At 68.4% G+C, this 24,461-nt stretch carries 11 protein-coding genes; 2 read left to right on the top strand and 9 right to left on the bottom strand.

The features are described 5' to 3' along the window. Positions 1-32: 32 nt before the first annotated feature. The 5 genes from xpsF to purL all read right to left on the bottom strand — a co-directional run bounded on the left by xpsF (position 33) and on the right by purL (position 16,692). Positions 33-1,253, bottom strand: coding sequence for a type II secretion system protein XpsF (xpsF, locus tag AASM09_RS02970; RefSeq protein WP_049428794.1), 1,221 nt, complete (start codon positions 1,251-1,253; stop codon positions 33-35). Between the two features lie 24 nt (positions 1,254-1,277). Next, positions 1,278-2,999, bottom strand: a complete 1,722-nt coding sequence (gspE, locus tag AASM09_RS02965; RefSeq protein WP_049428792.1) for a type II secretion system ATPase GspE — start codon at positions 2,997-2,999, stop codon at positions 1,278-1,280. A 137-nt stretch (positions 3,000-3,136) separates the two neighbouring features. Continuing rightward, positions 3,137-5,029, bottom strand: coding sequence for a S8 family serine peptidase (locus tag AASM09_RS02960; protein WP_049428789.1), 1,893 nt, complete (start codon positions 5,027-5,029; stop codon positions 3,137-3,139). 157 nt (positions 5,030-5,186) lie between these two features. After that, a complete protein-coding gene (locus AASM09_RS02955; RefSeq protein ID WP_049428787.1) occupies positions 5,187-12,368 on the bottom strand; it encodes an ESPR-type extended signal peptide-containing protein in 7,182 nt (2,393 codons plus the stop codon). Positions 12,369-12,807: 439 nt separating this feature from the next. Continuing rightward, on the bottom strand, positions 12,808-16,692 hold the full coding sequence (purL, locus tag AASM09_RS02950) for a phosphoribosylformylglycinamidine synthase (RefSeq protein ID WP_180848829.1): 3,885 nt from the start codon (positions 16,690-16,692) through the stop codon (positions 12,808-12,810). 842 nt (positions 16,693-17,534) lie between these two features. On the opposite strand from purL, the gene AASM09_RS02945 reads away from it, so the two are divergent. Further along, positions 17,535-19,634: a glycosyl hydrolase family 18 protein gene (locus tag AASM09_RS02945; protein WP_049427365.1), complete on the top strand. Its 2,100-nt coding sequence runs from the start codon at positions 17,535-17,537 to the stop codon at positions 19,632-19,634. Between the two features lie 122 nt (positions 19,635-19,756). On the opposite strand, the gene AASM09_RS02940 is transcribed toward AASM09_RS02945, so the two are convergent. Then, positions 19,757-20,542: a DsbC family protein gene (locus AASM09_RS02940; RefSeq protein WP_049427368.1), complete on the bottom strand. Its 786-nt coding sequence runs from the start codon at positions 20,540-20,542 to the stop codon at positions 19,757-19,759. A 100-nt stretch (positions 20,543-20,642) separates the two neighbouring features. Next, complete coding sequence (gene xerD, locus AASM09_RS02935; protein WP_049427369.1) at positions 20,643-21,620, bottom strand: site-specific tyrosine recombinase XerD; 978 nt, start codon at positions 21,618-21,620, stop codon at positions 20,643-20,645. 56 nt (positions 21,621-21,676) lie between these two features. On the opposite strand from xerD, the gene AASM09_RS02930 reads away from it, so the two are divergent. After that, complete coding sequence (locus AASM09_RS02930) at positions 21,677-22,168, top strand: RDD family protein (protein ID WP_049427371.1); 492 nt, start codon at positions 21,677-21,679, stop codon at positions 22,166-22,168. 90 nt (positions 22,169-22,258) lie between these two features. Here AASM09_RS02930 and lptG read toward each other — a convergent pair whose 3' ends face one another. Then, positions 22,259-23,365 carry an LPS export ABC transporter permease LptG gene (gene lptG, locus AASM09_RS02925; RefSeq protein WP_049427372.1) on the bottom strand — a complete coding sequence of 369 codons (1,107 nt, stop codon included), beginning with the start codon at positions 23,363-23,365 and terminating at the stop codon, positions 22,259-22,261. Next, on the bottom strand, positions 23,362-24,444 hold the full coding sequence (lptF, locus tag AASM09_RS02920) for an LPS export ABC transporter permease LptF (RefSeq protein ID WP_049427375.1): 1,083 nt from the start codon (positions 24,442-24,444) through the stop codon (positions 23,362-23,364). The genes lptG and lptF overlap by 4 nt, the downstream gene beginning before the upstream one ends. Between the last annotated feature and the right edge of the window lie 17 nt (positions 24,445-24,461).

Below are 24,461 nucleotides of genomic sequence, written 5' to 3'. Positions count from 1 at the left end.
GCGGAGTGTCGAGGTTGCGTAGGGAGCCATCATCAGCCGATGGCATTGGTCAGGTCGTACAACGGCACCAGCACGGCCACGATCACCGCACCGACCACCGAGGCCAGCACCAGGGTGATCGCCGGCACCATCGCCGCCAACAGGCGGTCGATGCGACGGGCGCTGTCCTGTTCAAACGTGTCGGCAGCTTTCAGCAGCATGGTATCGAGCGCGCCGGACTCCTCGCCGACCTGGATCATCTGCAGCGCCAGGCGCGGGAATCGCTTGCCACGTGACAGCGCCAGCGACAGGCCGGCACCGTTCTTCACTTCATCGGCGGCCGCTTCCACGTCAGCGGCAAGCGCGCGGTTGCCCAGCACGTTGCGTGCGATGCCCAGCGCCCCGAGCAGCGGCACGCCATTGCGCAGCAGGGTGCCCAGCGTGCGCGCCAGCCGTGCGGTTTCCAGTTCGCCCAGCAGGCGGCCGATGCCGCGACGCTGCAGCAGCCATCCATCCAGCGCCAGCCGGAACGCCGGCTGCCGTACCTTGCGTTCGAAGAACAGTGCCAGCACTGCAGGCACCACCAGCAGCAGCACCCACCAGTCGCGCACGAACAGGCCCAGCTGCAGCACCGCATTGGTGAACCACGGCAGCGCCACGTCCAGGCTTTCGTACATCTGCGCGAACTGTGGCACCACGTAACCGAGCAGGAACAGCAGCGCACCGCCCACCACCACCAGCAGGATGGCCGGATAGACCAGTGCGTTGATCACCTTGCCCTGCAGCGCGCGGCTGCGTTCGAGATAGTCGGCCAGCCGCTGCAGCGTCTCGTGCAGGCTGCCACCCGCCTCGCCGGCACGCACCATGTTCACGTACAGGCGCGAGAACAGGCCGTGCTGGCGCTCCAATGCGGTCGACAGCGGCGCACCACCGCGCACCACGTCGCGGATGTCGGTGATCGCGCGGCGCGAACGCTCGTCTTCCGGCAGGCCGAGCAGGATCGACAGCGCACGGTCAAGCGGCTGGCCGGCACCCAGCAGGGTCGCCAGCTGCTGGGTGAACTGCAGCAGCGCCGCACCCTGCAACGGGCGCTGGCGCAGCAGCGTGCGCCAGCTGCTGCCGCCGACCACGCCGCCATCGGCCAGCTGGGTCTCCATCGGCAGGTGGCCCTGATCCTGCAGGCGCGCGATCAGTTCGGCCTCGCTGCCTGCTTCCATCTGCCCGTCGAAGATCTCGCCGTGCGGATTGAGCGCCTTGTAGCGGTAGTTCGGCATGTCAGCCCCGGCGTCCTGCGCGCATCAGCTTTCCTCGGTCACGCGCAGCACTTCCTCGATGGTGGTCTGGCCGCTGAGCGCTTTGGCCAGGCCATCCTCGTACATGGTGCGCATGCCGGCTTCGCGGGCGATGCGTTCGATCTCGCCCATGCCATCGCGGCGCATCACCGCACGCCGCAGCGCGTCGTTCATTACCAGGAATTCCATGATGGTGGTGCGGCCCAGGTAGCCGGTCGGCGCCAGTGCCGAAGGCTTCGGGCGGTACAGGTGGATCGGCCCTTCCGGTTGCAGACGGCGCAGCTCGAAACGCTCGATCTCCTCCGGCGAGGCTTCATAGCGCTCGGCGTGCGTCGGTTCCAGCCGGCGCACCAGGCGCTGGGCCAGGATGCCGTTGATGGTGGAAGTGAGCAGATAGTCCTCCACACCCATGTCGAGCAGGCGGGTGATGCCGCCGGCCGCATTGTTGGTGTGCAGGGTGGACAGCACCAGGTGGCCGGTCAGCGCCGACTGGATCGCGATGCGCGCGGTTTCCAGGTCGCGCATTTCGCCGATCATGATGATGTCCGGGTCCTGGCGCACGATGCTGCGCAGTGCGTTGGCAAAGTCCAGGCCGATCTGCGGCTTGGCCTGGATCTGGTTGATGCCCTCGATCTGGTACTCGACCGGATCTTCCACCGTGATGATCTTGACGTCGGCGGTGTTGAGCTGGCTCAGCGCGGTGTACAGCGTGGTGGTCTTGCCCGAACCGGTCGGGCCGGTGACCAGCAGGATGCCGTGCGGTTGTTCCAGCACCTTGCGGAACTGCGGCAGGAACGCATCGGTAAAGCCGAGCCGATGGAAATCGAACACTACCGTTTCGCGGTCGAGCAGGCGCATCACCACGCTCTCGCCGTGCGCGGTCGGCACCGTGCTCACGCGCAGGTCCAGCTCTTTGCCCTGAACGCGCAGCATGATGCGCCCATCCTGCGGCAGGCGGCGCTCGGCGATGTTGAGGCGGGCCATGATCTTGATGCGGCTGATCACCGCGGCAGTGAGGTTGGCCGGCGGGCTTTCGCCCTCCACCAGCACGCCGTCGACGCGGTAACGCACCTTCAGCCGGCTCTCGAACGGCTCGACATGGATGTCCGAAGCGCGCAGCTCCACCGCACGCTGGATCACCAGGTTGACCAGGCGGATCACCGGCGCTTCCGAGGCAAGGTCGCGCAGGTGCTCGATATCGTCGACCGCGCCACCCTCGCCGTCTGCGGTTTCAACGATCGCGCCCATCGCGCTGCGGCCCTGGCCGAACCAGCGCTCGACCAGGTCATCGATCTCCGCACGCATGCCCAACACCGGCGTCACCGGTACGCCCAGCGCCAGCTGCACGGCCTGCTGCGGGTACGGATCGTGGGCGTCCGCCAGCCACAGCCGCACGCCCTGTTCATCCAGCGCCAGCGGGCATACATGGAACTGCTTGAGGAAACGAAGGGACAGCGGCAGGCCCTCGGCCAGGCCCTGGGGCGGTGAATCCGGCAATTGCTTGCCATCCAGCAGCGGCAGACCCAGCACCTCGGCGCTGGCCTGCGCCTGGTCACGTTCGGATACCAGCCCCAGCCGCACCAGCAGGCCGAGCAGGCTGCCGCCCGCCTCCGCGTGCAGCGGCCGAGCCCGTGCAAGATCGCCCTCCTTGAGGCGGCCACGCGCCAGCAACGCATCCAGGATGCGACCTTCGGCGTCGTCAGCGGCGGTTGCAGCAAGCGCGTTCACGTGACCCTCCTGTCAATCGGCTCGACTTTAGCAGTTACGCCGTGATTTCCGTCGCCCCGCCGCCCGCTTTCGTAAAAAGACGAAGCCCGTCACATGCGGGTGACGGGCTTCGGCCATTCAACTACCGCGATGCGCGCTTACTGCGTGGCGAGAATGCTCACGCCGCTGTATGCCGCTTCGCCCACCACCTTGATGTAGTAGGTGCCGGCAGTCGCTGCAGTTACGCGCACCGTTTCCGAGGTGCCCGGGCGGGTCGAGCGCGCATCGTTGTCGGTGGCACTCGGTTCACGGCCCTTGGCCAGGTACACCGATACGTTGCCGGTGCCGCCATAGGTGATGACGCTGAGCTGCTTGCCTGCCGCGGCCTCGAAGCTGTAAAGCACGCTGCTGCCGGCGGCACCACTCAACCCGCCGATGGCCACCTTGTTGGTCAGCGGCTTGGCCACCGGACCGCAGTTCTCGGTGCACGGCTCTTCCAGGGCCTTGTCCAGCGCGGCCTTGGCGTCGACGATGCCGGTGCCGATCGGGGTGGCGGACGGAATGCTGACCGGGAACGGACGTGCCGTTTCCTTCAGCAGGGTCCGCATGCCTGCCGGTGCGAGCGGGTCGCGGTTGGCGGCGATCAGCGCGCTCTGCACCAGCGCGGCGACGGCAGCCACATGCGGTGCCGCCATCGAGGTGCCGGCCTTGCCGCCCAGGGTGTAGCCCTCGGTGGAACCGGCTGCCGGCGGCGACGTCTTGCTGCTGGACACCGCCTGCCAGACATAGCCGTTCGGATTGCCGTCGGTGACGCCACCGCCCGGGCCGGACAGATCGATGCGGGTACCGAAGTTGGAGTAGTAGGCCATGGCGCCGGTGATGCCGGTCGCGCCGACCGAGACCACGCCGTCGCAGTTGGCCGGGCGGGCGTTGGCGACATTCATCGAGTCGTTGCCGGCTGCCACCACCACCAGGGTACCGCGGTTGGTGGCACCGGTGATGGCCGCCTGGTAGGCCGGATCACAGCTGCCGGAGCCGCCCAGGCTCATGTTGATGATTTCGGCGGGATTCTGGTTGGCAGGGATGCCGGCCACGGTACCGCCCGAAGCCCAGGTGATGGCGTCGGTGATGTCCGACAGGGTGCCACCGCAGTAGCCGAGCACGCGTACCGGCAGCACCTTGGCCTTGTAGGCCAGGCCGGCGGTATGCAGGCCGTTGTTGGTGGCCTCGGCGATGGTGCCGGTCACATGGGTACCGTGCCAGCTGCTGTCACGTACCGGCGAACCGTCGTAGCAGGCGTTGGCAGTGGGCATCCAGTCACCGTAGTCGAGTGCACCCGGCACGCGGCCATCGGCGGCACGACGCGAGCGGCTGGCCTGGCTGATGAAGTCGTAGCCCTCCAGCAGGGTGCCGGCGGCAAAATCCGGGTGCTCGGGCAGGATGCCGGTATCGAGCACGGCCACCACGATGCCCTCGCCCTGCGAGACGTCCCATGCGGCCGGTGCGTTGACGCCGCCGACCGGGTTGTGGAAGTGCCAGTTGTGGCTCTGGTAGTACGGATCATTGGGCACGAAGTTGGGCGACGCATCGGACTTCGCGACGGCGTCAGCGCGCGGCGACGACGCGGCATCGATCGGATACATGACGGCGTCGGCCACCGCATATTCGACGGTCGGGTCAGCCTTCAGTTCGCCCAGCACCTTGTCCAGCTCGGCGCGCGCGATCCCTCCCTGCAGGCGGATCAGATCTGCACCGATGCCAAGCTTGCGGGCCACCTGCGGGCGCAGCGCGGCACTGCGCGCAGCCGCGCTGGTGCCTGCCGGCACGGCGCGCGCGATGGCCGAGTTGACCACGGCCAGCTTGGCGTTTGCATCGGCAGCTGCGGCGCTGCCAGCGCGGTACTTCACGATGATGCCATCAACCTGCTGCGTCTTCGGGCCGGACAACGGCGCATTTGCTTTCAGGTCGGCGGCCTGTGCCAGGCCAACACCGGTCAGCGACAGCACGGCGGCTGCCAACACATTGATGCGAAGGTTCTGCTTCTTGATCACGTCGAATTCCTCTTCTGGGTCATGGATCGAACCAACACTGCGGCCATCATTCCTTGACGACTCCCGGCCGGCCCAGCCGGGATTGCCGTGACCTCCCCCCAGGCCCTCGTTGCAGGTGCTGCGCCGGCGTGGGTGGCCGCCGGCGCGATGGAGTGGCTTACCAGCCGAAGCCGGCACCGACGCCGACCGAGCTGTCGTCGCTGCTGAAGGCACCGCCGACCGTCACCGTGGCGCGATCGCTGATCGCACGCTGGTAACCCAGCGACAGTGCCGATTCGCCGCCCTGGAAGCCGATGCCGACGCCGACCCGGTTCTGGGTACGGATGCCGGCAGCACTGGTGGCCATGTTGAGCATCGCCGCGCTCATCGCGCCCTGGCGGTCGATGCGGCGATCCATGTGCCGCAGGCGCCCGTCGACCTCGCCCTTGAACACATCGAAGCTGTCGGCGACGGCCTGCACGCGGCTGTCGGTGTAGCTGTTGGCGGTGGCCATGCCACGATCGAGCTGGCCCTTGTTGACCGCATCGGTGGCGGTGGTACCGGCTGCCACGTTGGTGACCTGGCGCTCGTTGCCTTCGCTGCCCACCGACACCGTATTGGCACGATCGGCAACCGAGCCCTGGCCCAGCGCCACCGCGTTGGCAGCGGTGGCACTTGCGCCCTGGCCGATGGCAGTGGACGAGGCGCCGCTGGCCACCGCGCCGTCGCCCATGGCGACCGCGTTGAGCCCCGATGCCGGGGTGCCCACCGGGATGCCCGCACCCGCCGCCGCAGCGGTCGGCGTGCCCTGCACGCGCGCGGTGCTGGCCGGTGCCGCATCGGCCGTCGCCGGGGCTTCGGCAACGCTGGCCAGTGCGCTTTCATCCAGCGAGACACTCATCGAACGCAGGCTGGCCGTTCCCGAGCGCGTGCCACCGGCGGTGCGGCGGTCGATCTCGCTGACCTTGCGGTCCAGCGCACCCAGCGCATCGCCGACGTTGCTGTAGGTAGCCCCCTGGATCACGTAGTTCGGCGCCACGAACACGCCCTGCATGCCGACGCTGGCGCCGCCGCCGAGGAAACTGGCGGCATCGCTGAGCGACTGGAACAGCTGGCCGCCATTGATCGCCTGGCGGCTGCCGGCGGCGATGCTGCCGGCACCGACGTTGTCGATGGTGGTGCCCTGGAAGCCGGACAGGGTCAGGCGGTCACGGCTGGCGTCGTCGTAGCCGACCGCACTGGCCGCCGTGGTCTCCACCGTGGCGATGCGCGAATCGAAATCACCGACGCGGGTTTCCACTGCGCCCACGCGCTGGTTGGTGACATTGAGCTGGGAGCCGGTCACCGCGTCGCTGCTGCCGGCAGCAATGCGGCCATCGGCCACGTTGACGATGCGGCGCGTGGCCGGGCCATCGGTGGGGTTGCCACTGCCCACCGACACAACATTGGCATCCAGCGCACGTGCTCCGGCACCGATTGCAACCGAGTTGACGCCGACCGCTCCCGCGCCGGCGCCAACGGCCAGTGCACCGGAGGCAGACACCGTGGCATTGGCACCCAGCGCGATGCTGCGTGCGCCCGCCGCATTGGCCACCGAGCCCATCGCTACCGAATCGGTACCGATGGCGTTCGCGGTTCCCGTGCCATTGGCGCGGAAATATCGGTTGGTGGTGTTGGCGGTGAACGCAACGGCGTCCAGCTGCCCGCGATTCACTGCGTCATTGATTTCGGTACCGTTGGCGACATTGGTGACCTGCCGGTTGTTGACGGCACTGCCGACGGACACGGTATTGGCACGATCGGCCACCGAGCCTCCACCCAGTGCGACACTGCCGGCAGCCGAAGCGTTGGCACTGACACCCACCGCCGTGGCATTCAAACCGGTGGCCTTGCTGCCGTAACCGACCGCAGTACCCAGGCGGCCGCTGGCTTCGGCATAGCTGCCCAGCGCCGAAGCGCCATCGGCCGAGGCACTGGCGCGGAAGCCACTGGCCTGCGACTGCGTGCCGGTAGCCGTGGACTGCGCACCGTTGGCCGTGCTGTAGGGCCCCTTGGCCTGGGCCCCGGCGCCAGTGGCGCTGGCGCCGGTTTCGCTGGCGCTGGCGCCGCTGCCCAGCGCAACGCTGTCGACACCACTGGCCTGCGCAGCATTGCCCAGTGCGGCAGCGTTGTTGCCGGTGGCCAGTGCATCGAAGCCGACCGCGGTGGCGTTGGCGGCCATGGCGTTGGCGCCGCTGCCCAGCGCAGTCGCACCGTTGCCGATCGCATTGGCCGCATTGCCGGCCGCCAGCGCATTTTCACCATCGACCAGTGCACCTGCCTCGCCATCGGCATTGCCGCTGGCCTGGAACTGGCGGCTGGTCTTGTCGGCCACGCTGGCAACGGCGTCGAGCTGGCCCTTGTTCACCGCATCGGTGGCTTCGGTACCGGCGGCAACGTTGGTGACCTGGCGTTCGCTGCCGGCCTTGCCAACGGCCACCGTGTTGTCGCGGTCAGCCTTGGAACCGGCACCGAGCGCAACGCTGTTGCTGCCATTGGCGGTGGCGTTTGCACCCAGCGCCGTGGCGTTGGTACCAGCCGACCAGGCATTCCAGCCGATGGCCGTAGCGTAGTCCTCGGTGGCCCACGCACCGGCACCGAACGCCGCCGCACCGGTGCCACTGGCACGCGATGGGATCAGGCCGAAGAAGGTGCTGCCGCCGATCGCCACGCTTTCCGCACCGCTGGCTTCACTCGACTGACCCACCGCAACCGCGCCGGTGCCGGCCGCGGCCGCGCCGAAGCCCACCGCCGTTGTGTTGGCGCCGCTGGCCGCCGAGCCATAGCCCAGTGCGGTGCCGAGGCGACCGGTCGCTTCGGCATAGCCACCCACCGCTGTGGTGCCATCGGCGGAGGCCGCGCTGCGGAAGCCGCTGGCAAGGGACTGTGCGCCACTGGCGTTGGATTCAGTACCGTTGGCGGTGCTGTAGACACCGCTTGCCTGTGCACGCGCGCCCACCGCGCTTGTCCCCACTTCGCTGGCGCTGGCACCACTGCCCAGGGCCAGGCTGTCCTCGCCGGTGGCCTGTGCGGTGCTGCCCAGTGCCGCCGCGTTGGTGCCGGTCGCCAGTGCATCGATGCCGACGGCGGTGGCGTTGGCGGCCAGCGCATTGGCACCACTGCCCAGCGCGGTAGCGCCGTTGCCGATGGCGTTGGCCGCATCACCGGCGGCCAGCGCATTGTCGCCCTCCACCAGCGCGCCGGTTTCACCATCGGCATTGCCGCTGGCCTGGAACTGCCTGCTGGTCTTTTCCGCGGCGGCGGCTACGGCATCGAGCTGGTTCTTGTTGACCGCATCGTTGCCCTGCGTGCCATCGGCCACGTTGGTGATCTGGCGGGTGTTCCCGCCGCCGCCCACCGACACGGTGTTGTCGCGGTCCGCAATCGAATCCGCACCGAGCGCCACGCTGTTGGCCGCGCGCGATTCCGCCGCATTGCCCAGCGCGGTGCTGTTGATGCCTCCCGACCAGGCGCCACCGCCCACCGCCGTGGAGTAGTTGCCCGAGGCTTCGGTGGCCAGCGTGCCGAACAGCGAACCACCAATGGCGACGCTGTTGGTGCCGGTGGCCAGGCTGCCCTGGCCGGTGGCGGTGCTGTAGGCGCCGGACGCCTGCGAATCGCCGCCCAGCGCCACGCTGTTGGAACCGGAGGCATTGGCGAAGTTGCCAAAGGCGGTGGCATTGAAGGCCGAAGCCTGTGCATAGCCGCCGATGGCGGTGCTGTAACCACCGGTGGCTTCGGCACCGATACCGAACGCTGCCGCAGCCGTGCCGCTGGCCACGCTCTCGCTGCCGACCGCGGTGGCACCACTACCACTGGCGTTGCTGAAGTAGCCCACGGCTACGGCTTCTTCGCCGGAGGCTTCGGACAAGGCACCGATGGCGGTGCTGCCCGCGCCGCTGGCGATGCTGGCCGCGCCGAACGCCGCACTCTGCTCACCGCTGGCTTCGCTTTCCGCACCCTGCGCGGTGGCGTATTCGCCGGTGGCCTGTGCATTGGCGCCTACGGCACTGGCATTGGCGGCGGTCGCCAGCGCGTTGAAGCCGATCGCCTGCGCGTTGCCGGCCAGCGCATTGGCACCGCTGCCGAGCGCGGTGGCGCCATTGCCGATGGCGTTGGCCGAATCACCTGCGGCCAGCGCGTTGTCGCCCTCCACCAGCGCACCCGCCACATCGTCGCCGTTACCGCTGGCCTGGAAGAAGCGGCTGGTGGTCGTGGCGGTGCTTGCCACCGCGTCCAGCTGTGCCTTGTTCACCGCATCGGTGGCCTGGGTACCGGCGGCAACGTTGGTGACCTGGCGCTCGTTGCCGCTGCTGCCCACCGACACCGTGCGTGCGCGGTTGGCGACCGAGCCCGCGCCGAGTGCGACGGCGTTGCTGGCAGTGGCATTGCTGCCCGCACCCAGCGCGATCGCACTTTCGCCGCCGGCCACCGTGTTGGTGCCGATGGCGATGCTGTTGATGCTGTTGCCCAGCGCCTGGAAGCCCAGTGCCACGCTGTTGTCGCCATAGCCGAAGGCACCGCGGCCGACGGCGGTGGCGCTGGTGCCGTTGGCCCAGCTGTTGTAGCCGATCGACGTGGCGCCAGCGCCGCTGGCCCACGCCGCGTTGCCGAACGCGGAAGCGTTGGTGGCGGTCGCCCACGCACCGGAACCGAAGGCGCTGGCGCCACTGGCGGTGGCCCAGCTGTAGCCGCCCACCGCGGTACTGTCATCGCTGCTGGCGAACGCACTGTCACCCACCGCCACCGCATACGCGCCGGTTGCGCGCGACTTGCCGCCGGCGGCGAAGCTGTTGTCACCGCTGGCCTTGGCCGCATTGCCGAAGGCGCTGCTGGCAGCACCGGTGGCCTGCGCAGCGCTGCCGACTGCCGTGGCATCGGCCACGGCCGTGGTACCCACCTGCTGCGCCTTGCCATCGGCACCGACGATCGGCTGGTTGAACTCGTCGTAGGCCTGGCCCAGGCCACCAATGGCGACGCCGCCGCTGCCGGTGGCCGTGCTGTTGCGGCCCACCGCCACGCTGTCATCGCCGATTGCCGACGCGGCCGCGCCATGCGCAACCGCGCCAGCACCGATCGCGTTGCTCGACGAACCGGCCGCGATGGCCCCCTCGCCTTCCGCCAGCGCGCCGGCATCGCTGTCGGCTTCCGGCTGGGCCTGGAAGAAGCGCGCGGTGCTGTCGGCGATGTTCGCTACCGCATCCAGCTGCGCCTTGTTCACCGCATCGGTGGCTTCGCTGCCTGCAGCGACGCTGGTGATCTGCCGCTCATTGCCGGCGCTGCCCACCGCAACGCTGTTGGCACGCACCGCTTCGGAGTTCGCGCCCAGCGCGACACTGTTGGCGCCGCGTGCAGTGGCGTAGTAGCCCACCGCAGTGCTCTGCGCACCACTGGCCCAGGTCTGCGCGCCGAGCGCACTGGCGTTCTCGCCCGGCGCATAAGCGAAGTAGCCCAGTGCGGTGGCTTCGGCACCGGAGGCTTCGCTGAGGCTGCCGTTGGCCACGGCACGGTCGCCGCTGGCGATGGCGCCTGCGCCGACCGCAGTCGCCGATTCACCGCTGGCCTGGGTCTGTACGAAGAAGCCCAGGCCGGGAATCAGGTCGGCCGGGCCACCGATGGCAACGCTGCTGGTGCCCGTGGCATTGCTCTGCGTACCCAGTGCCGTGGAGTAATCACCGATGGCATTGGAGACCGCACCGAACGCCGACGCCTGCGCGCCGGAGGCATAGGCCCCCACGCCATAGGACGATGCGGCAAAGCCGCTGGCATCGGCGCTGGCGCCGACGGCCGTGCCACCCACGCCGGCACTGGTGGCGCCGGTGACCACCGGCACGCCACCACTGGTGATCAGCGGATTGCCGTTGGCATCCACCGCAGCGCCACCCACGGCCACGCTGCCCGGTCCGTTGGCCTGCGCGTTGTTGCCGAATGCTGCGCTGTTCGGGCCAGAGGCCAGCGCGTTGTTGCCCACCGCGGTCGCGTTCTGCGCAACGGCGGTGGCACCGGCACCGACCGCCGTGGTGCCGTTGCCGATGGCGTTGGCGGCCTCGCCGGCGGCCAGCGCGTCATCACCTTCAGCCAGTGCGCCGGCATCGCTGTTGCTGCTGCCGGTGGCCTGGAAGCGCTTGGCGGTGGCATCGGCCACCGCGGCAACATCCTTCAACTGGCCGACGTTGACCGCATCGGTGTCCTCGGTGCCGGCGGCAACGCTGGTGATCTGGCGGGTCAGGCCGTATTCGGCGGCACCGACGGATACGGTATCGACACGGTCGGCCAGCGAGCCGGCGCCCAGCGCCACGCTGCCAGTAGCGACCGCGGCGGAATTGGAGCCCAACGCCGTGCTGTACTCACCGACCGCCGTGCTGAACGCACCGACGGCAATCGAGGCTTCGTTGGCGGCGGTGGCGCCGCGACCCAATGCAGTACTGCCGGGACCCATCGCCACGGCACCGCCACCGACGGCGGTCGCACCGTCTGCGGTGGCTTCGGACAATGCACCCAGTGCCGTTGCTGCGCCGTTCTCGCTGGCGGCATACGCACTGGCGCCGATGGCGGTATCGCCAAGGCCGAAGGCTGCCGCGCTCTGCCCGACCACTACGCTGGCATCACCGATCGCCAAGGCGCCCTGGCCGAACGCGCTGGCGCCGATGCCGGCCGCGATGGCCTGGGTGCCGATGGCGGTGGTGGCGTTGGCCAGCGACTGCGCACCGGCACCGGCGGCCAGTGCGCCCTCGCCCTGGATCTTCGCCGCGTCGCTGTCATCGCCTGCGCCGTCGGCCTTGAAATAGCGGTCGCCGTCGGCGGCAACGTCGGCCAGCGCGGCCTGCGTGGCGCGCGCCTGCGCGTCCAGCTGAGCCTTGTTCACTGCGTCGGTCGCCTGCGTGCCTGCGGCGACGTTGGTGACCTGCCGTTCCTTGCCGGCATCACCGACGGAGACGGTGTTGGCACGCGTGGCCCTGGAGCCGGCGCCCAGCGCCACGCTGTTGGCCGCACTGGCACTGCTGTTGCTGCCGATCGCCACCGCATTGCTGCCCTTGGCCGTGGCCGAGCCTTCGATCAGGCACTTTTCGAGCAGCTTGCCGCTGAATGCCACGCAGGTGGCGCTACCGCCGATCTGCACCGACTGTGCGGTGGCAGGGCCACTCATGCCCAATCCCAATACCAGGCCCAGTGCCACCGCCAGCAGTGCGGGCGTGGCCTGTGTCGCATCGCGGCGCTGGTCGACGACCCCACCGCTGCTGCTGTCGGAGGAAGCCAGTTCCGAGGCCACCACCAACTGACCCAATGCTTTGTTCCAGACCTTGCGATAAATCCGATTCATCGGTACGGCTCCTGATTGGACTGGTTTTGGGCAAAGCAACGCCACCGCTGGGCTTTCCGGCCCAACGTCCCCTGGGGGCGTTTATTCGCGTGATTTACTGCGGGGTATTGCCGAACGGCGCGCAGCGACAGAAAACCGAGCGCGTGCGCCAACCGGTTACTGCGAAATGAATGATTCTGAAACGGGGTTCAAGTGTTAACGGCAACTTTGCAGATCGTCAAGACTTTGACACGACAAATCCTATTGCCGTGAAGCAGTTCACTTTTTCGCCTGTTTATAAAAGGATTTTGTTAGCGATGCGTGACGATACTTTGTCGCCTGAAAATCCATGTAACTAGCGGGCGCATCAGGATTTTCACGCGCGCAAAGAAAAAACCCGCCGGTCAACGGCGGGTTTTTCCATACGCGGCGGCATTGATGCGTGCGCGATGTGGTGCGATCAGCCGCACCACACCCGCGCGTTGCGGAACATGCGCATCCACGGCGAATCACCCTGCCACTCGGCCGGGGCCCAGCTCATGTTGAGCGCACGCGGGGTGCGTTCCGGGTGCGGCATCATGATGGTCACGCGGCCGTCGCTGCTGGTCAGGCCGGTGATGCCGTCCGGCGAACCGTTCGGGTTCAGCGGGTACTGGTTGGCAACGTTGCCGTGGCCATCGATGTAGCGCAGCGAAACACGGGCCGCGGCCTGGTCGACCGCGTTGTCGAACACCGCCTGGCCTTCGCCATGCGCCACTGCCACCTGCAGGCGCGAACCGGCCATGCCCCGCAGCAGGATCGATGGAGATTCCACCACTTCCAGCAGCGCGGTGCGGGCCTCGAACTGCTCGCTGGCGTTGCGGCGGAACTGCGGCCAGTGTTCGGCACCGGGAATGATGTCCTTCAGCTGGCTCATCATCTGGCAGCCGTTGCACACGCCCAGGGCAAAGCTGTCCTCGCGCGCGAAGAACGCGGCGAAGGCATCACGCAGCGCGCTGCGCTCCAGGATCGACGTCGCCCAGCCACGGCCGGCACCAAGCACGTCGCCGTAACTGAAGCCGCCGCAGGCGACCAGGCCGGTGAAGTCCTGCAGGGCGACGCGGCCTTCGATCAGGTCGCTCATGTGCACATCGAAGGGACGGAAGCCAGCACGTTCGAAGATATTCGCCATTTCGATCTGGCCGTTGACGCCCTGCTCGCGCAGCACGGCCACGCGCGGACGCGCACCCGTGCTGATGAACGGGGCGGCCACGTCTTCATTGATGTCGAAGCTGAGCTTGGGCTTCAGGCCCGGTGCGTTGAAGGCACGGACGATCTCACGCTCGGCATCGGCGTTGGCCGGGTTGTCGCGGCGCTTCTGCATGGCGTGGGTGACCGACCACCAGGCGTCGAACAACGCTTCCCAGCGCCATTCGGCCAGGTTCTCGCCGGCCAGCGACACGCGCACCACCGGTGCAGTGGTCGGCTTGGCAATGCGCTGTGCGCATTCGGTCAATGCATGGCGCTCGACCAGGTCGGCAAATGCCGCGCGGTCTTCGCGCGCGATCTGCACCACCGCACCCAGTTCTTCGTTGAACAGGCTGCGGAACGGATCATCGCCCCAGGCATCGAGGGTGATGTCCAGGCCCAGCCGCGAGGTGAAGGCCATTTCGCACAGCGCGGCGAAGGCGCCGCCGTCGCTGCGGTCGTGGTAGGCCAGCAGCAGGCCGGCCTGGCGCGCATCGCGGATCAGTTCGAAGAAGCCGCGCAGGCGCTGCGGGTCGTCCAGGTCCGGGGCGGCACCGGCGAAGGCCGGCAGGTCACCGTGGTCGGCATGCACCTGGGCCAGGATCGAACCGCCCAGGCGCTGCTTGCCGGCGCCGAGGCCGATCAGCCACAGCTCGCTTTCGACGTCGCGGTCGAGCAGCGGAGTCAGCTGCTGGCGCACGTCGGCGACCGGTGCGAACGCGGAGATCACCAGCGACACCGGCGACACGCTCTTGTGCGCCTCGCCCTGGTCGTGCCACTGCGCCTGCATCGACAGCGAGTCCTTGCCCACCGGGATGCTGATGTCCAGCTGCGGGCACAGTTCCATGCCCACGGCCTTCACCGCGTCGTACAGCAGCGCGTCTTCGCCCGGGTGGCCGGCCGCGGCCATCCAGTTCGCCGACAGCTTGATCTCATCCAACGCATCGACCGGGGCAGCGCACAGGTTGGTCAGCGCTTCGCCCACCGCCATGCGTGCCGAAGCTGCCGCATCGAGCAGGGCCAGCGGGGTGCGCTCGCCAATCGACATCGCTTCACCGGCCACGCCTTCGAAGTCGGCCACGGTGATGGCTACATCGGCCACCGGCAGCTGCCACGGGCCGACCATCTGTTCGCGTGCGGTCAGGCCGCCGACGCTGCGGTCACCGATGGTGACCAGGAAGTTCTTCGACGCCACCGTCGGGTGCGCAAGCACGCGCAGGCCCGCTTCCTGCAGATCCAGACCCGCGGTCTTCAGCGCCGGCCAGCGCGGTGCCGGCGGATGCGTAGTGTCGCGGTGCATCTTCGGCGGCTTGCCGAACAGCACGTCCATCGGCAGGTCGATCGGCGCATCGGCCGGGGTGTGGCCCGGCACGGCACCGTAAGCCACCACCAGGTGTTCCTCGGCGGTGGCCACGCCGACCGCAGCGAACGGGCAGCGCTCGCGGGCGCACAGCGCGGCGAACTCGGCCAGGCGCTCCTGGGCCACGCCCAGCACGTAACGTTCCTGGGATTCGTTGCACCACAGCTGCATCGGCGACAGCGACGGATCGTCGGTGGGCACCTTGCCCAGGTCGATCACGCCGCCGACGTTGGAGTCGTGCAGCAGTTCGGGGATGGCATTGGACAGGCCACCGGCACCGACGTCGTGGAAGAACTTGATCGGGTTGTTGGCCCCCATCGCCACGCAGCGGTCGATGACCTCCTGGCAGCGACGTTCCATCTCCGGGTTGTCGCGCTGAACGCTCGCGAAGTCCAGGTCCTCGGCACTTTCGCCGGAGGCCACCGAACTGGCGGCACCACCGCCCAGGCCGATCAGCATGGCCGGGCCACCGAGCACGATGACCGCATCACCGGCCTGCAGCTGGATCTTGTCGACCTGGATGCGGTCGATGGCGCCGAGGCCACCGGCCAGCATGATCGGCTTGTCGTAAGCGCGGACCAGATCGGCGCCTTCGGGCAGCTCGAAGCTGCGGAAGTAGCCGAGCAGGTTCGGGCGGCCGAACTCGTTGTTGAATGCGGCGCCGCCGAGCGGGCCGTCGGTCATGATTTCCAGCGCCGGCGCCATGCGCGGGTTCAGCGCGCGCGGCGCTTCCCACGGCTGCGGCAGTTCGGGAATGCGCAGGTGCGAGACCGAGAAGCCGGTCAGGCCGGCCTTGGGCTTGCCACCGCGGCCGGTCGCGCCTTCGTCGCGGATCTCGCCACCGGCACCGGTCGAGGCGCCCGGGAACGGCGCGATCGCGGTCGGGTGGTTGTGCGTTTCCACCTTGATCTGGAACGCGCTGGGCACCTGCGGCTCGCGGCGGTATTCGCCACTGGCCGGGTCCGGGCGATAGCGCGAGGCCGGATGGCCTTCGATCACCGCCGCATTGTCGCTGTACGCGCTGAGCGTGTGCTGCGGGGTCTGCTGGTGGGTGTTCTTGATCATCCGGAACAGCGAGCGGTCCTGCTCCTGGCCGTCGATGGTCCAGCTGGCGTTGAAGATCTTGTGCCGGCAGTGCTCGGAGTTGGCCTGCGCGAACATCATCAGTTCCACGTCCGACGGCGAGCGGCCCAGCGCGGTGAAGCGTTCGCGCAGATAGTCGATCTCATCCTGCGCCATGGCCAGGCCGAGGCGCTGGTTGGCAGCCTCCAACTGGTCCACCGGCACGCGTTCCAGCTCGCCACGGGCCGGCGCCGAGAACAGCGCCTGGCCCTGCTCCACGGTCTCCAGCACCGACTGCGTCATGGGGTCGTGCAGCGCCTTGACCAGCGCCTGCCGGGCATCGGCATCGGCCGGCCAGCCCTGCACATCGATGCGCAGGCCACGCTCGACCCGGCTGACCGGCTGACCGGCACCGCGCACCAGCTCGGTGGCCTTGCTCGACCACGGCGACAGCGTGCCCAGGCGCGGCACCACGATGCGGCTGACCGCACCGTCGGCGAGGGCCTCGGCCTGCGGCGCAGCTTCGAGGATGCGGCACAGGGTGGTCAGGTCGGGTGCGGTGCTGCCTTCGGGCTGCACGAAGTAGACGTGCCAGGCACCGCTGATGCGCAGGGAGGGAGCGATAGACTGCAGGCGGGATTCAAGACGTTCGCGGCGGAACGGCGACAGGGCGGGCGCGCCCTCGAGGACCATCATGTCCGGGGAACCGTAGTTGGGAAACGGGCCCGACATTGTACCGGAAGCGGGGGAAGGGCTTTGGCCGGGCGGCGCCCGGCACCCGCCGAGGCCAGGGCAACGGCAACGGCAACGGCAACGGCAACGGCAACGGCAACGGCCAAAGCAAAAGCTGGGTTCCCGTGGGATGGCGGGGTGGGTCCGGTGGCGGGGGACGCCGTAAACCCGTCCTTGGGGGCTTGGCCGCGGCATCCATGCCGCGGACACCCCCGCCACCGGACCCACCCCGCCTTCGACAGATTTCGCGATCTGCGGTAGATCCACGCCATGCGTGGATGCTCGCCGGTAGTGCCGGCCGCTGGCCGGCAACCAGGGAAATCTCAGAAGTCAGGCATTGAAGAGCGCAGCGACCGGCTTCTGCTTTTGACTTTTTGTTCTGTCTTCCGTGGCTGGCCGCGCAGGAACCTGTCCGTGGCCGGGCGGGTGGGCTGCGCAGGGGCGTAAGCGCCATGGATGGCGCGCCCGAGCCTACAGGGACGTATTCACGGCGTCCCCTGCGCAGCCCACCCACCCGGCCAACCTCCAGAAATCCCCTGTTCGCGGAAAGCCCCAGCCACGAGGGGCTCCGCCGATGGCCGCCGACCGCGCGCAGCGCGCTCTCCGCCTGAATCCCGGAACCATGCGCTTGCTCACGGATTGACCACACAATTGATGACAACGTTGTCCCTACCTGGCGCCGGACTCTCTCCCCGGCCTCCCAGGTACCCCGTCCGCCCCCTCCGTCGCCTTCCCGGGCGACGCCCGGACCTGCGTCACGCGCGGCGCCATCGGGGCCCGCGCGCCCTTTGATCGGAGACTTACCCATGTACGACCCGATTGTGCGCAGTGCCGAACGTGCGACCCGAAGCTGTCGTCCCCGCCGCCTGGCCTGGCTGCTTGCCCTGGCCGCCGGTACCGCCGCCCTGCCCGGCCTGGCGCAGGCCGCCAGCTGTGCCGGCGTGGCCCAGTGGGACCAGGCCAAGATCTACCGGGCCGGCGATACCCTCCAGAAAGGAGGCGTCCTCTATCGGGCGAACCAGGACATCTGGAACGCGCCGCCGGACCATCCGGCCGGCGCGCCCTACTACACCAACCTCGGTGCCTGCGATGGCAGCGGAACCAACCAGCCGCCAGTGGTCAGCCTGACCTCGCCGGCCAACGGCGCCACCTTCAGCGCCGGCAGCACGGTCAACGTGACCGCCAACGCCAGCGACCCGGACGGCAGCGTCGCGAAGGTCGAGTTCTTCCGCGACGGCGCCTCGCTGGGCATCGCCACCAGTGCGCCGTATGCGGCCAGCTGGGCCAATGCCAGCGCCGGCAGCCACACCCTGCGCGCGGTGGCCACCGACAACAACAACGCCACCAGCAGCACGTCGACCATCACCATCACCGTCAACGCCGCCGGTGGGGATACCACCGCGCCGAGCGTGCCCGGTGGGCTGACGGTGGGCACGCGTACCGCCAACAGCATCGCGCTCAGCTGGAGCCCGTCCACCGACAACACCGGTGGCAGCGGCGTGGCCGGCTATGACGTGTACCGCAATGGCAGCCTGGTCGGTTCGCCGTCCAGCGCCAGCTATGTCGATGGTGGCCTGACCGTATCCACCACCTATCGCTACCGCGTGCGTGCCCGCGACAACGCCGGCAACGCGTCCGCCCAAGGCACCGAGATCAGCGCCACCACGCTGGCCGGCGACGGCGGCACCACCGGCAAGCGGGTCATCGGCTACTTCACCCAGTGGGGCATCTACGGCCGCAACTACCGGGTCAAGAACATCGACAGCAGCGGTTCGGCCGCACGCCTGACCCACATCAACTACGCCTTCGGCAACGTGCGCAACAACCGCTGCGAAGTGGGCATCACCCAGCCGTCGGATCCGAACAGTGGTGCCGGTGGCGATGCCTTCGCCGACTACACCAAGGCCTTCAGCGCCGCCGAGAGCGTCAGCGGCAGCGCTGATACCTGGGACCAGCCGCTGCGCGGCAACTGGAACCAGCTCAAGCAGCTCAAGGCCAAGTACCCGGGCATGAAGGTGCTGATCTCGCTGGGTGGCTGGACCTGGTCGCGCGGCTTCTCCAGCGCGGCACGCCCGGAAAACCGCCAGGCCTTCGTCGCCTCGTGCATCGATGCCTACATCAAGGGCAACCTGCCGGTGACCGACGGTGCCGGTGGCGCCGGTGCCGCGCTGGGCGTGTTCGACGGCATCGACATCGACTGGGAATACCCGGTGGCGTGCGGCATCGAGTGCGGCAAGCCGGAAGACAACGCCAACTTCACCGCGCTGATGGCCGAGTTCCGCCGCCAGCTCGATGCAGTGCGTCCGGGCCTGTTGCTGACGGTGGCGGTGGGTGCGGGCATCGACAAGATCCGCGTCACCGATCCGGCCGCGTACCACCCGTACCTGGACTACATCAACGTGATGACCTACGACTTCCACGGCGCGTGGGACGCGAAGACCAATCACCAGTCCGCACTGTTCGATTCGCCGAATGATCCGTCCACCGGCGACCAGAAGCTGTACAACAGCAACGACGCCATCGAGGCCTTCATCAGCCGAGGCGTTCCCGCCGCCAAGCTCAACCTGGGCATCGGCTACTACGGGCGTGGCTGGACCGGCGTGGCCAACGCCAACAACGGCCTGTACCAGACCGCGACCGGCGCCGCCCCGGGTACCTACGAGGCCGGCATCGAGGACTGGAAGGTGCTGAAGAACCTGGCGTGGCCGGGCTACACCGACAACACCGCCGGTGCCACCTGGATCTACAACGGCAGCACGCTGTGGAGCTTCGACACCCCGGCCAACATCACCCGCAAGATGGGTTACGTGAAGACCCAGGGCCTGGGCGGTGCGTTCGTCTGGGAGTTCAGTGGTGACGATGCGCAGGGCACGCTGACCAAGGCGGTCAGTGATGGCCTGAAGTAAGCAGAAAAGCCGGGGATGCGACACGCATTCCCGGCTTCCCACCTGTAGAGCCGAGCCCATGCTCTGCTGATGCTTCCGCAGCCGAGCATGGGCTCGGCTCTACAGGAAAAGGTCGGCGGTGATCAGCGCTTGGCCGACAGCTTTTCCAGCGCCGCACGCAGCTGTGCCGGCGGCAGGTAGCCCCCCAGCTGGGTGCCGTCGGGGGCGAAGATCGCCGGCGTGCCGTTCACGCCCAGCTGCTGGCCCAGTGCGTACTGCATCGCTACCGGGTTGGTGCAGTTCTTGGCCGGCACGCTGCCACCGCGCTTGGCGTTGGTCAGTGCCTGGCGACGATCAGCCGCACACCAGACCGAGATCATGTCGGTGTAGTCCTTGCTGCCCAGGCCCATGCGCGGGAACGCCAGGTACTCGACGGAGATGCCGTTGCGGTTGAGCTCGGCGATGTCCTGGTGCAGCTTGCGGCAGTAACCGCATTCGATGTCGGTGAACACGCTGATGGTGTACTTGGCGTTCGGGGCAGCAAACACGATGCGGTCGCCATGGTTGGCCTTGGCCAGCAGATCGCGGCGGTAGCCGAGCAGGCCTTCGCTGTTGGCCGGGCCCTTGGCGCGGGTGTCATACGGCTGCGACTGGAACAGGTAGCGGCCATCATCGGACACGTACAGCAACTGGCCGGACACGACGACCTCGCGGAAGCCGGGGAACGGCGCAGCGCCGATGTAATCCACCTGGAAACCGGGATTGAGCGCGGTCAGCGCGGCACGCACGGCCTGGTCGGCCGACGCGTTGGCGGCCGGGCTGGCCTTGGCCGCAGTGGTAGCAGGGGCCTTGGCGGCCGGCGGCGCGGGCTGGGCACAGGCCGTCAGGCTGAGCGCGCCGAACACGGCGGCGATGGCAAATCGGAGCATGGAACGGTCCGCGGCAGAAGAAGACCTCGGATTCTGACACAGCCACCGGCACCGGGCCGCGACGCCGCGCACCGCCCGGGGCCAAGGTTCAGGCCACCGCTCATCCACGCGGATGATGCCGGGCGTGCAGTTTCTGCAGGTGCTCGCGCGCCACCAGGGTGTAGATCTGGGTGGTCGACAACGAGCTGTGGCCAAGCAGCATCTGCAGCGCACGCAGATCGGCGCCACGATTGAGCAGGTGGGTGGCGAAGCTGTGGCGCAGGCCATGCGGGCTGATCCGCACCGGGTCGATACCGGCAATCTGCGCGTAGCGCTTGACCAGGTGCCAGAACGCCTGCCGGGTCAGCGCATGCAACGTCGCTTCGACAAACAGCGGGGTCTGCCCATCCGCCAAGGCCTGTACCCTGCCCTTGCCGACCAGCTGCGGCCGGGACTGCTGCAGGTAACGCTCCAGCCAATGCTGGGATTCCTCGCCCAGCGGCACCAGCCGCTCCTTGCTGCCCTTGCCGGTGACCCGCAGCACGCCCTGGCGCAGGTTGACCGCAGTGGCCGGCAGCAGCACCAGTTCGCTCACGCGCAGGCCGGCGGCATACATCAGCTCCAGCATGGCGCGATCGCGCAGGCCCAGCGGGCTGTCGACATCGGGTGCTGCCAGGAGCGCGTCGATCTGGCTCTCGGCCAGTGCCTTGGGCAGCAGCCGAGGCAGCTTGGGTGGGTCCAGCAGCGCGCTGGGGTCTTCGCTGCGGTCGCCCCGGCGCACGCCATCGGCAAAGAACGCGCGCAACGCCGACAACAGGCGGGCATTGCTTCGCGGCGACCAGCCATGCCGGGTGCGCCAGGCCAGGTAGTCGAACAGGCCGGGACGCTCGATGCCGGCCAGGCCACCGTCGCGCCCGTCCATCCAGCGTGCCAACCCTTCCAGGTCGCGCCGGTAGCTGTCGAGGGTGGCGCGGGCCAGGCCGTTCTCGGCCCAGATCGCATCGAGGAAACGCTGGATGCGCACGCTGTCATCGGCGCGCAGTTCCGGCAGTTGCTGCACCAGCTGGCGGCGTTCGGCGGGGGTGGAAACAGAAGCCATGCGTGCAGGATACGAGGGCCACTGCGGATGCGGCCAGCATTGCGTATGCTCGGCTCATGTCCCGTCCCGTCATTGATACGGTCCCTGCGGCCGCTACCGAGCTGCCCCGCCCACGCGCTTTGCTGCTGTGGCGTGCGCTGGCGATGGTCTACGACGCGCTGCCGGTGCTGGCGCTGTGGATGCTGGCCGGCACCCTGTTCACCCTGGCCTACACCTTCAGCGGCCACGCCCAGCGCGAGAACATTGCACCGTTCAGCGCCTGGCAGTGGCTGCTGTGGGCAGTGTGCTGGCTGATCACGGGGGGGTATGCCACGGCCAGCTGGCGCCGCGGCGGACAGACACTGGGCATGCGGCCGTGGCGGTTGAAGCTGGAATCGAGCGATGGCGCGCCCTTGCGACGCACGCAGCTTTGGCTGCGTTTCGCCGTGGGCACGTTGTCACTGCTGCTGGGCGGCCTGGGATTCTGGTGGGCGTGGATCGACCGCCAGCGACTGACCTGGCACGACCGCGCCAGCGGCACCCACCTGATGCGGATACCGAAGCGCTGATGCACGACCTGTAGAGCCGAGCCCATGCTCGGCTGACGAGCGGTGAGCGAAAAGCAGCCGAGCATGGGCTCGGCTCTACAACAATCACGATCAGCCCGATTTCCGCCGGAACAGCAATCCCGATACCGCCAGCATCACGATCGGCGGCAACGCATAGGCAATGCGGAAATCGAACTTCAACGCGCCGGCCATGCGGCCGAAGAACAGCTGCAGCAGCCAGAAGCCCAGCGCGAACAGGATACCGAGGAACAGGCGCTTGCCCATGCCACCACTACGCAGCGAGCCGAACGCGAACGGCACCGCCGCCAGGCACAGCGCCAGCACGTTCACCGGGTAGAACCAGCGGCTCCAGTACACGTCCTCGAAATCGCGCGCATCCAGGCCGTTGCGCTCGCGATAGGCGATGCTGGTGCTCAGTTCCGCCAGGCTGAGATTGCGTGGCTTGGCGATGCCGGTAGCCAGCGCCGCCGGGTCCAGCTTCGAATTCCAGGGCTCACGCGCCACTTCCTGGCGGGTCACCGAGCGCTCGCCGAAGGTGTCGCGGCGCACCCCGGTCAGTATCCAGCCGTCCTTGTCATGCTCGACGGTGTCGGCATGGGTCAACGAGGCGATCCGGCCGTCCTCGGCAATGCGGTACAGGCGCACGTCGCGCAGGATCAGCCGCGTGCCCTTGTCGCCCACCAGCTGCTCTTCGCCTGCGACGGCACTGAGGAAGGTATCGCCTTCGCGCGCCCACAGGCCCGAGTAGCGGCTGCTGGAAATGTCCCGCCCCCATTTGGCGCTGGACTTCAGCGCATCGGCGCGGTCCTGGCCCCAGGGGCCCAATGTCTCGGCGCTGAGCACCATCACTGCGGTCAGCAACGACAGCGCGATGGCCACCGATACGCTCAGGCGCTTCCGCGACAGGCCCAGCGCACGCAGCGCGGTCAGCTCCGAGGTCGCCGCCAGCTGGCCCAGGCCCATCAGTGCCCCGATCACCGCTGCGGTGGGGAACATCGTGTAGGCGCGGCGGGGCACCGTGTACAGCACCCATGCGGCGGCATGGCCCAGGGTGTAGCCGTTCTTGCCGATGTCCTTGAACTCGCCGGAGAACGCCATCACCACGTCCAGGCCGACCAGCACCGCCCAGGTAAGCAGTACGGTGGTGAACACCGACTGGCCCAGGTACAGATCGAAACGCATCGGGCGCAGCCTCATGCGCGGGCTCCCTTCGGGCGGCCCAGGCGGCCATCACGGGCATACATCCAGATCGCCAGCGCCAGCAGCGGCAGAGTCAGCCACCACAGGCCCAGCGCGGGCGGAATCTTGCCGTTGGCAATCCAGCCACTGCCGATGAACATCAGGTTGGTACCGACCATATAGGCCATCAGGGCCAGCATCATCCGGCCGTAGCGCTGCTGGCGCGGCGAGCTGCGGCCCAGCGGCACGGTCAGCAGGGCGAACGCCAGCGCGATCAGCGGTGGTGCCAGGCGACGGTGCAGCTGTGCCTGCGCCTGCGGGCGCTCGTCACCGATAAGCTTCAGCGTCGGCATCAGTTCCGGGTCATCCTCGGTGCGGGTCTGCGCGCCATCAGGCAGGGCCACGTCGTTGCGGGCGAAGGTCGCCAACCGGTAGTCCAGCGCACCGGCCACCGGACCTTCCACCTGGTGGCCGTCATCCAGCTCCAGGAAGCGCTGGCGGGTGCCCTCGAAGAACATGCGGCCGCCGTTGGCCGACACCACCTCCAGCCGGTCATCCTTCTGCCGCTGCAGGAACACCTTGCCCAGCTGGGTGCCATCGGGCGAGATCGAGGACAGGTAGACCACGCCGCCATTGGGCAGCTGGGTGAAGCGGCCCGGCTCCAGGCCGGCCATCAGCACGCTGCGGTTGGCCTCGACGATCATCTGCTCGGCCACCCGGCCGGCCCACGGGCCCAGCCACAGCGAGCAGGCGCCGACCAGCAGCACCACCGGCACCACCAGCATCAGCAGCGGCCGCAGCAGGCGCTTGGGGCCCACGCCAATGGCGGTGATGACCGCCATCTCCGAGTCCCGGTACAGGCGGGCGACCGCCAGCAGCAGGCCAAGCATCAGCGCCAGCGGCAGGATCAGCGGCAGGTAGGCGATGAACTGCAGGCCCAGCTGGGAGAACAGCAGCTTGGCCGGCAGACGCCCGTCGGCGATGTTGCCGAGGATGTCCACCAGCACGCCGCCTACGCTGACGACCAGCAGGACGATCAGGGTAGCCAGGAAACTCTGGACGAAATCGCCCAGCAGGTATCGGTCGAGCTTCAGCATGGGGCGGTGGTTTAAAC

It is taken from the genome of Stenotrophomonas maltophilia (assembly GCF_039555535.1).
Lineage (GTDB): Bacteria > Pseudomonadota > Gammaproteobacteria > Xanthomonadales > Xanthomonadaceae > Stenotrophomonas > Stenotrophomonas maltophilia_Q.
This window is presented reverse-complemented; position numbering and strand designations above follow the sequence as displayed.

What these genes read in the sequence shown, in the direction of transcription:
- xpsF (WP_049428794.1), bottom strand. Translation starts at nt 1,253, where the DNA reads ATGCCGAACTACCGCTACAAGGCGCTCAATCCGCACGGCGAGATCTTC.
- AASM09_RS02955 (WP_049428787.1), bottom strand. Translation starts at nt 12,368, where the DNA reads ATGAATCGGATTTATCGCAAGGTCTGGAACAAAGCATTGGGTCAGTTG.
- purL (WP_180848829.1), bottom strand. Translation starts at nt 16,692, where the DNA reads ATGATGGTCCTCGAGGGCGCGCCCGCCCTGTCGCCGTTCCGCCGCGAA.
- AASM09_RS02945 (WP_049427365.1), top strand. Translation starts at nt 17,535, where the DNA reads ATGTACGACCCGATTGTGCGCAGTGCCGAACGTGCGACCCGAAGCTGT.
- AASM09_RS02940 (WP_049427368.1), bottom strand. Translation starts at nt 20,542, where the DNA reads ATGCTCCGATTTGCCATCGCCGCCGTGTTCGGCGCGCTCAGCCTGACG.
- xerD (WP_049427369.1), bottom strand. Translation starts at nt 21,620, where the DNA reads ATGGCTTCTGTTTCCACCCCCGCCGAACGCCGCCAGCTGGTGCAGCAA.
- AASM09_RS02930 (WP_049427371.1), top strand. Translation starts at nt 21,677, where the DNA reads ATGTCCCGTCCCGTCATTGATACGGTCCCTGCGGCCGCTACCGAGCTG.
- lptG (WP_049427372.1), bottom strand. Translation starts at nt 23,365, where the DNA reads ATGAGGCTGCGCCCGATGCGTTTCGATCTGTACCTGGGCCAGTCGGTG.
- lptF (WP_049427375.1), bottom strand. Translation starts at nt 24,444, where the DNA reads ATGCTGAAGCTCGACCGATACCTGCTGGGCGATTTCGTCCAGAGTTTC.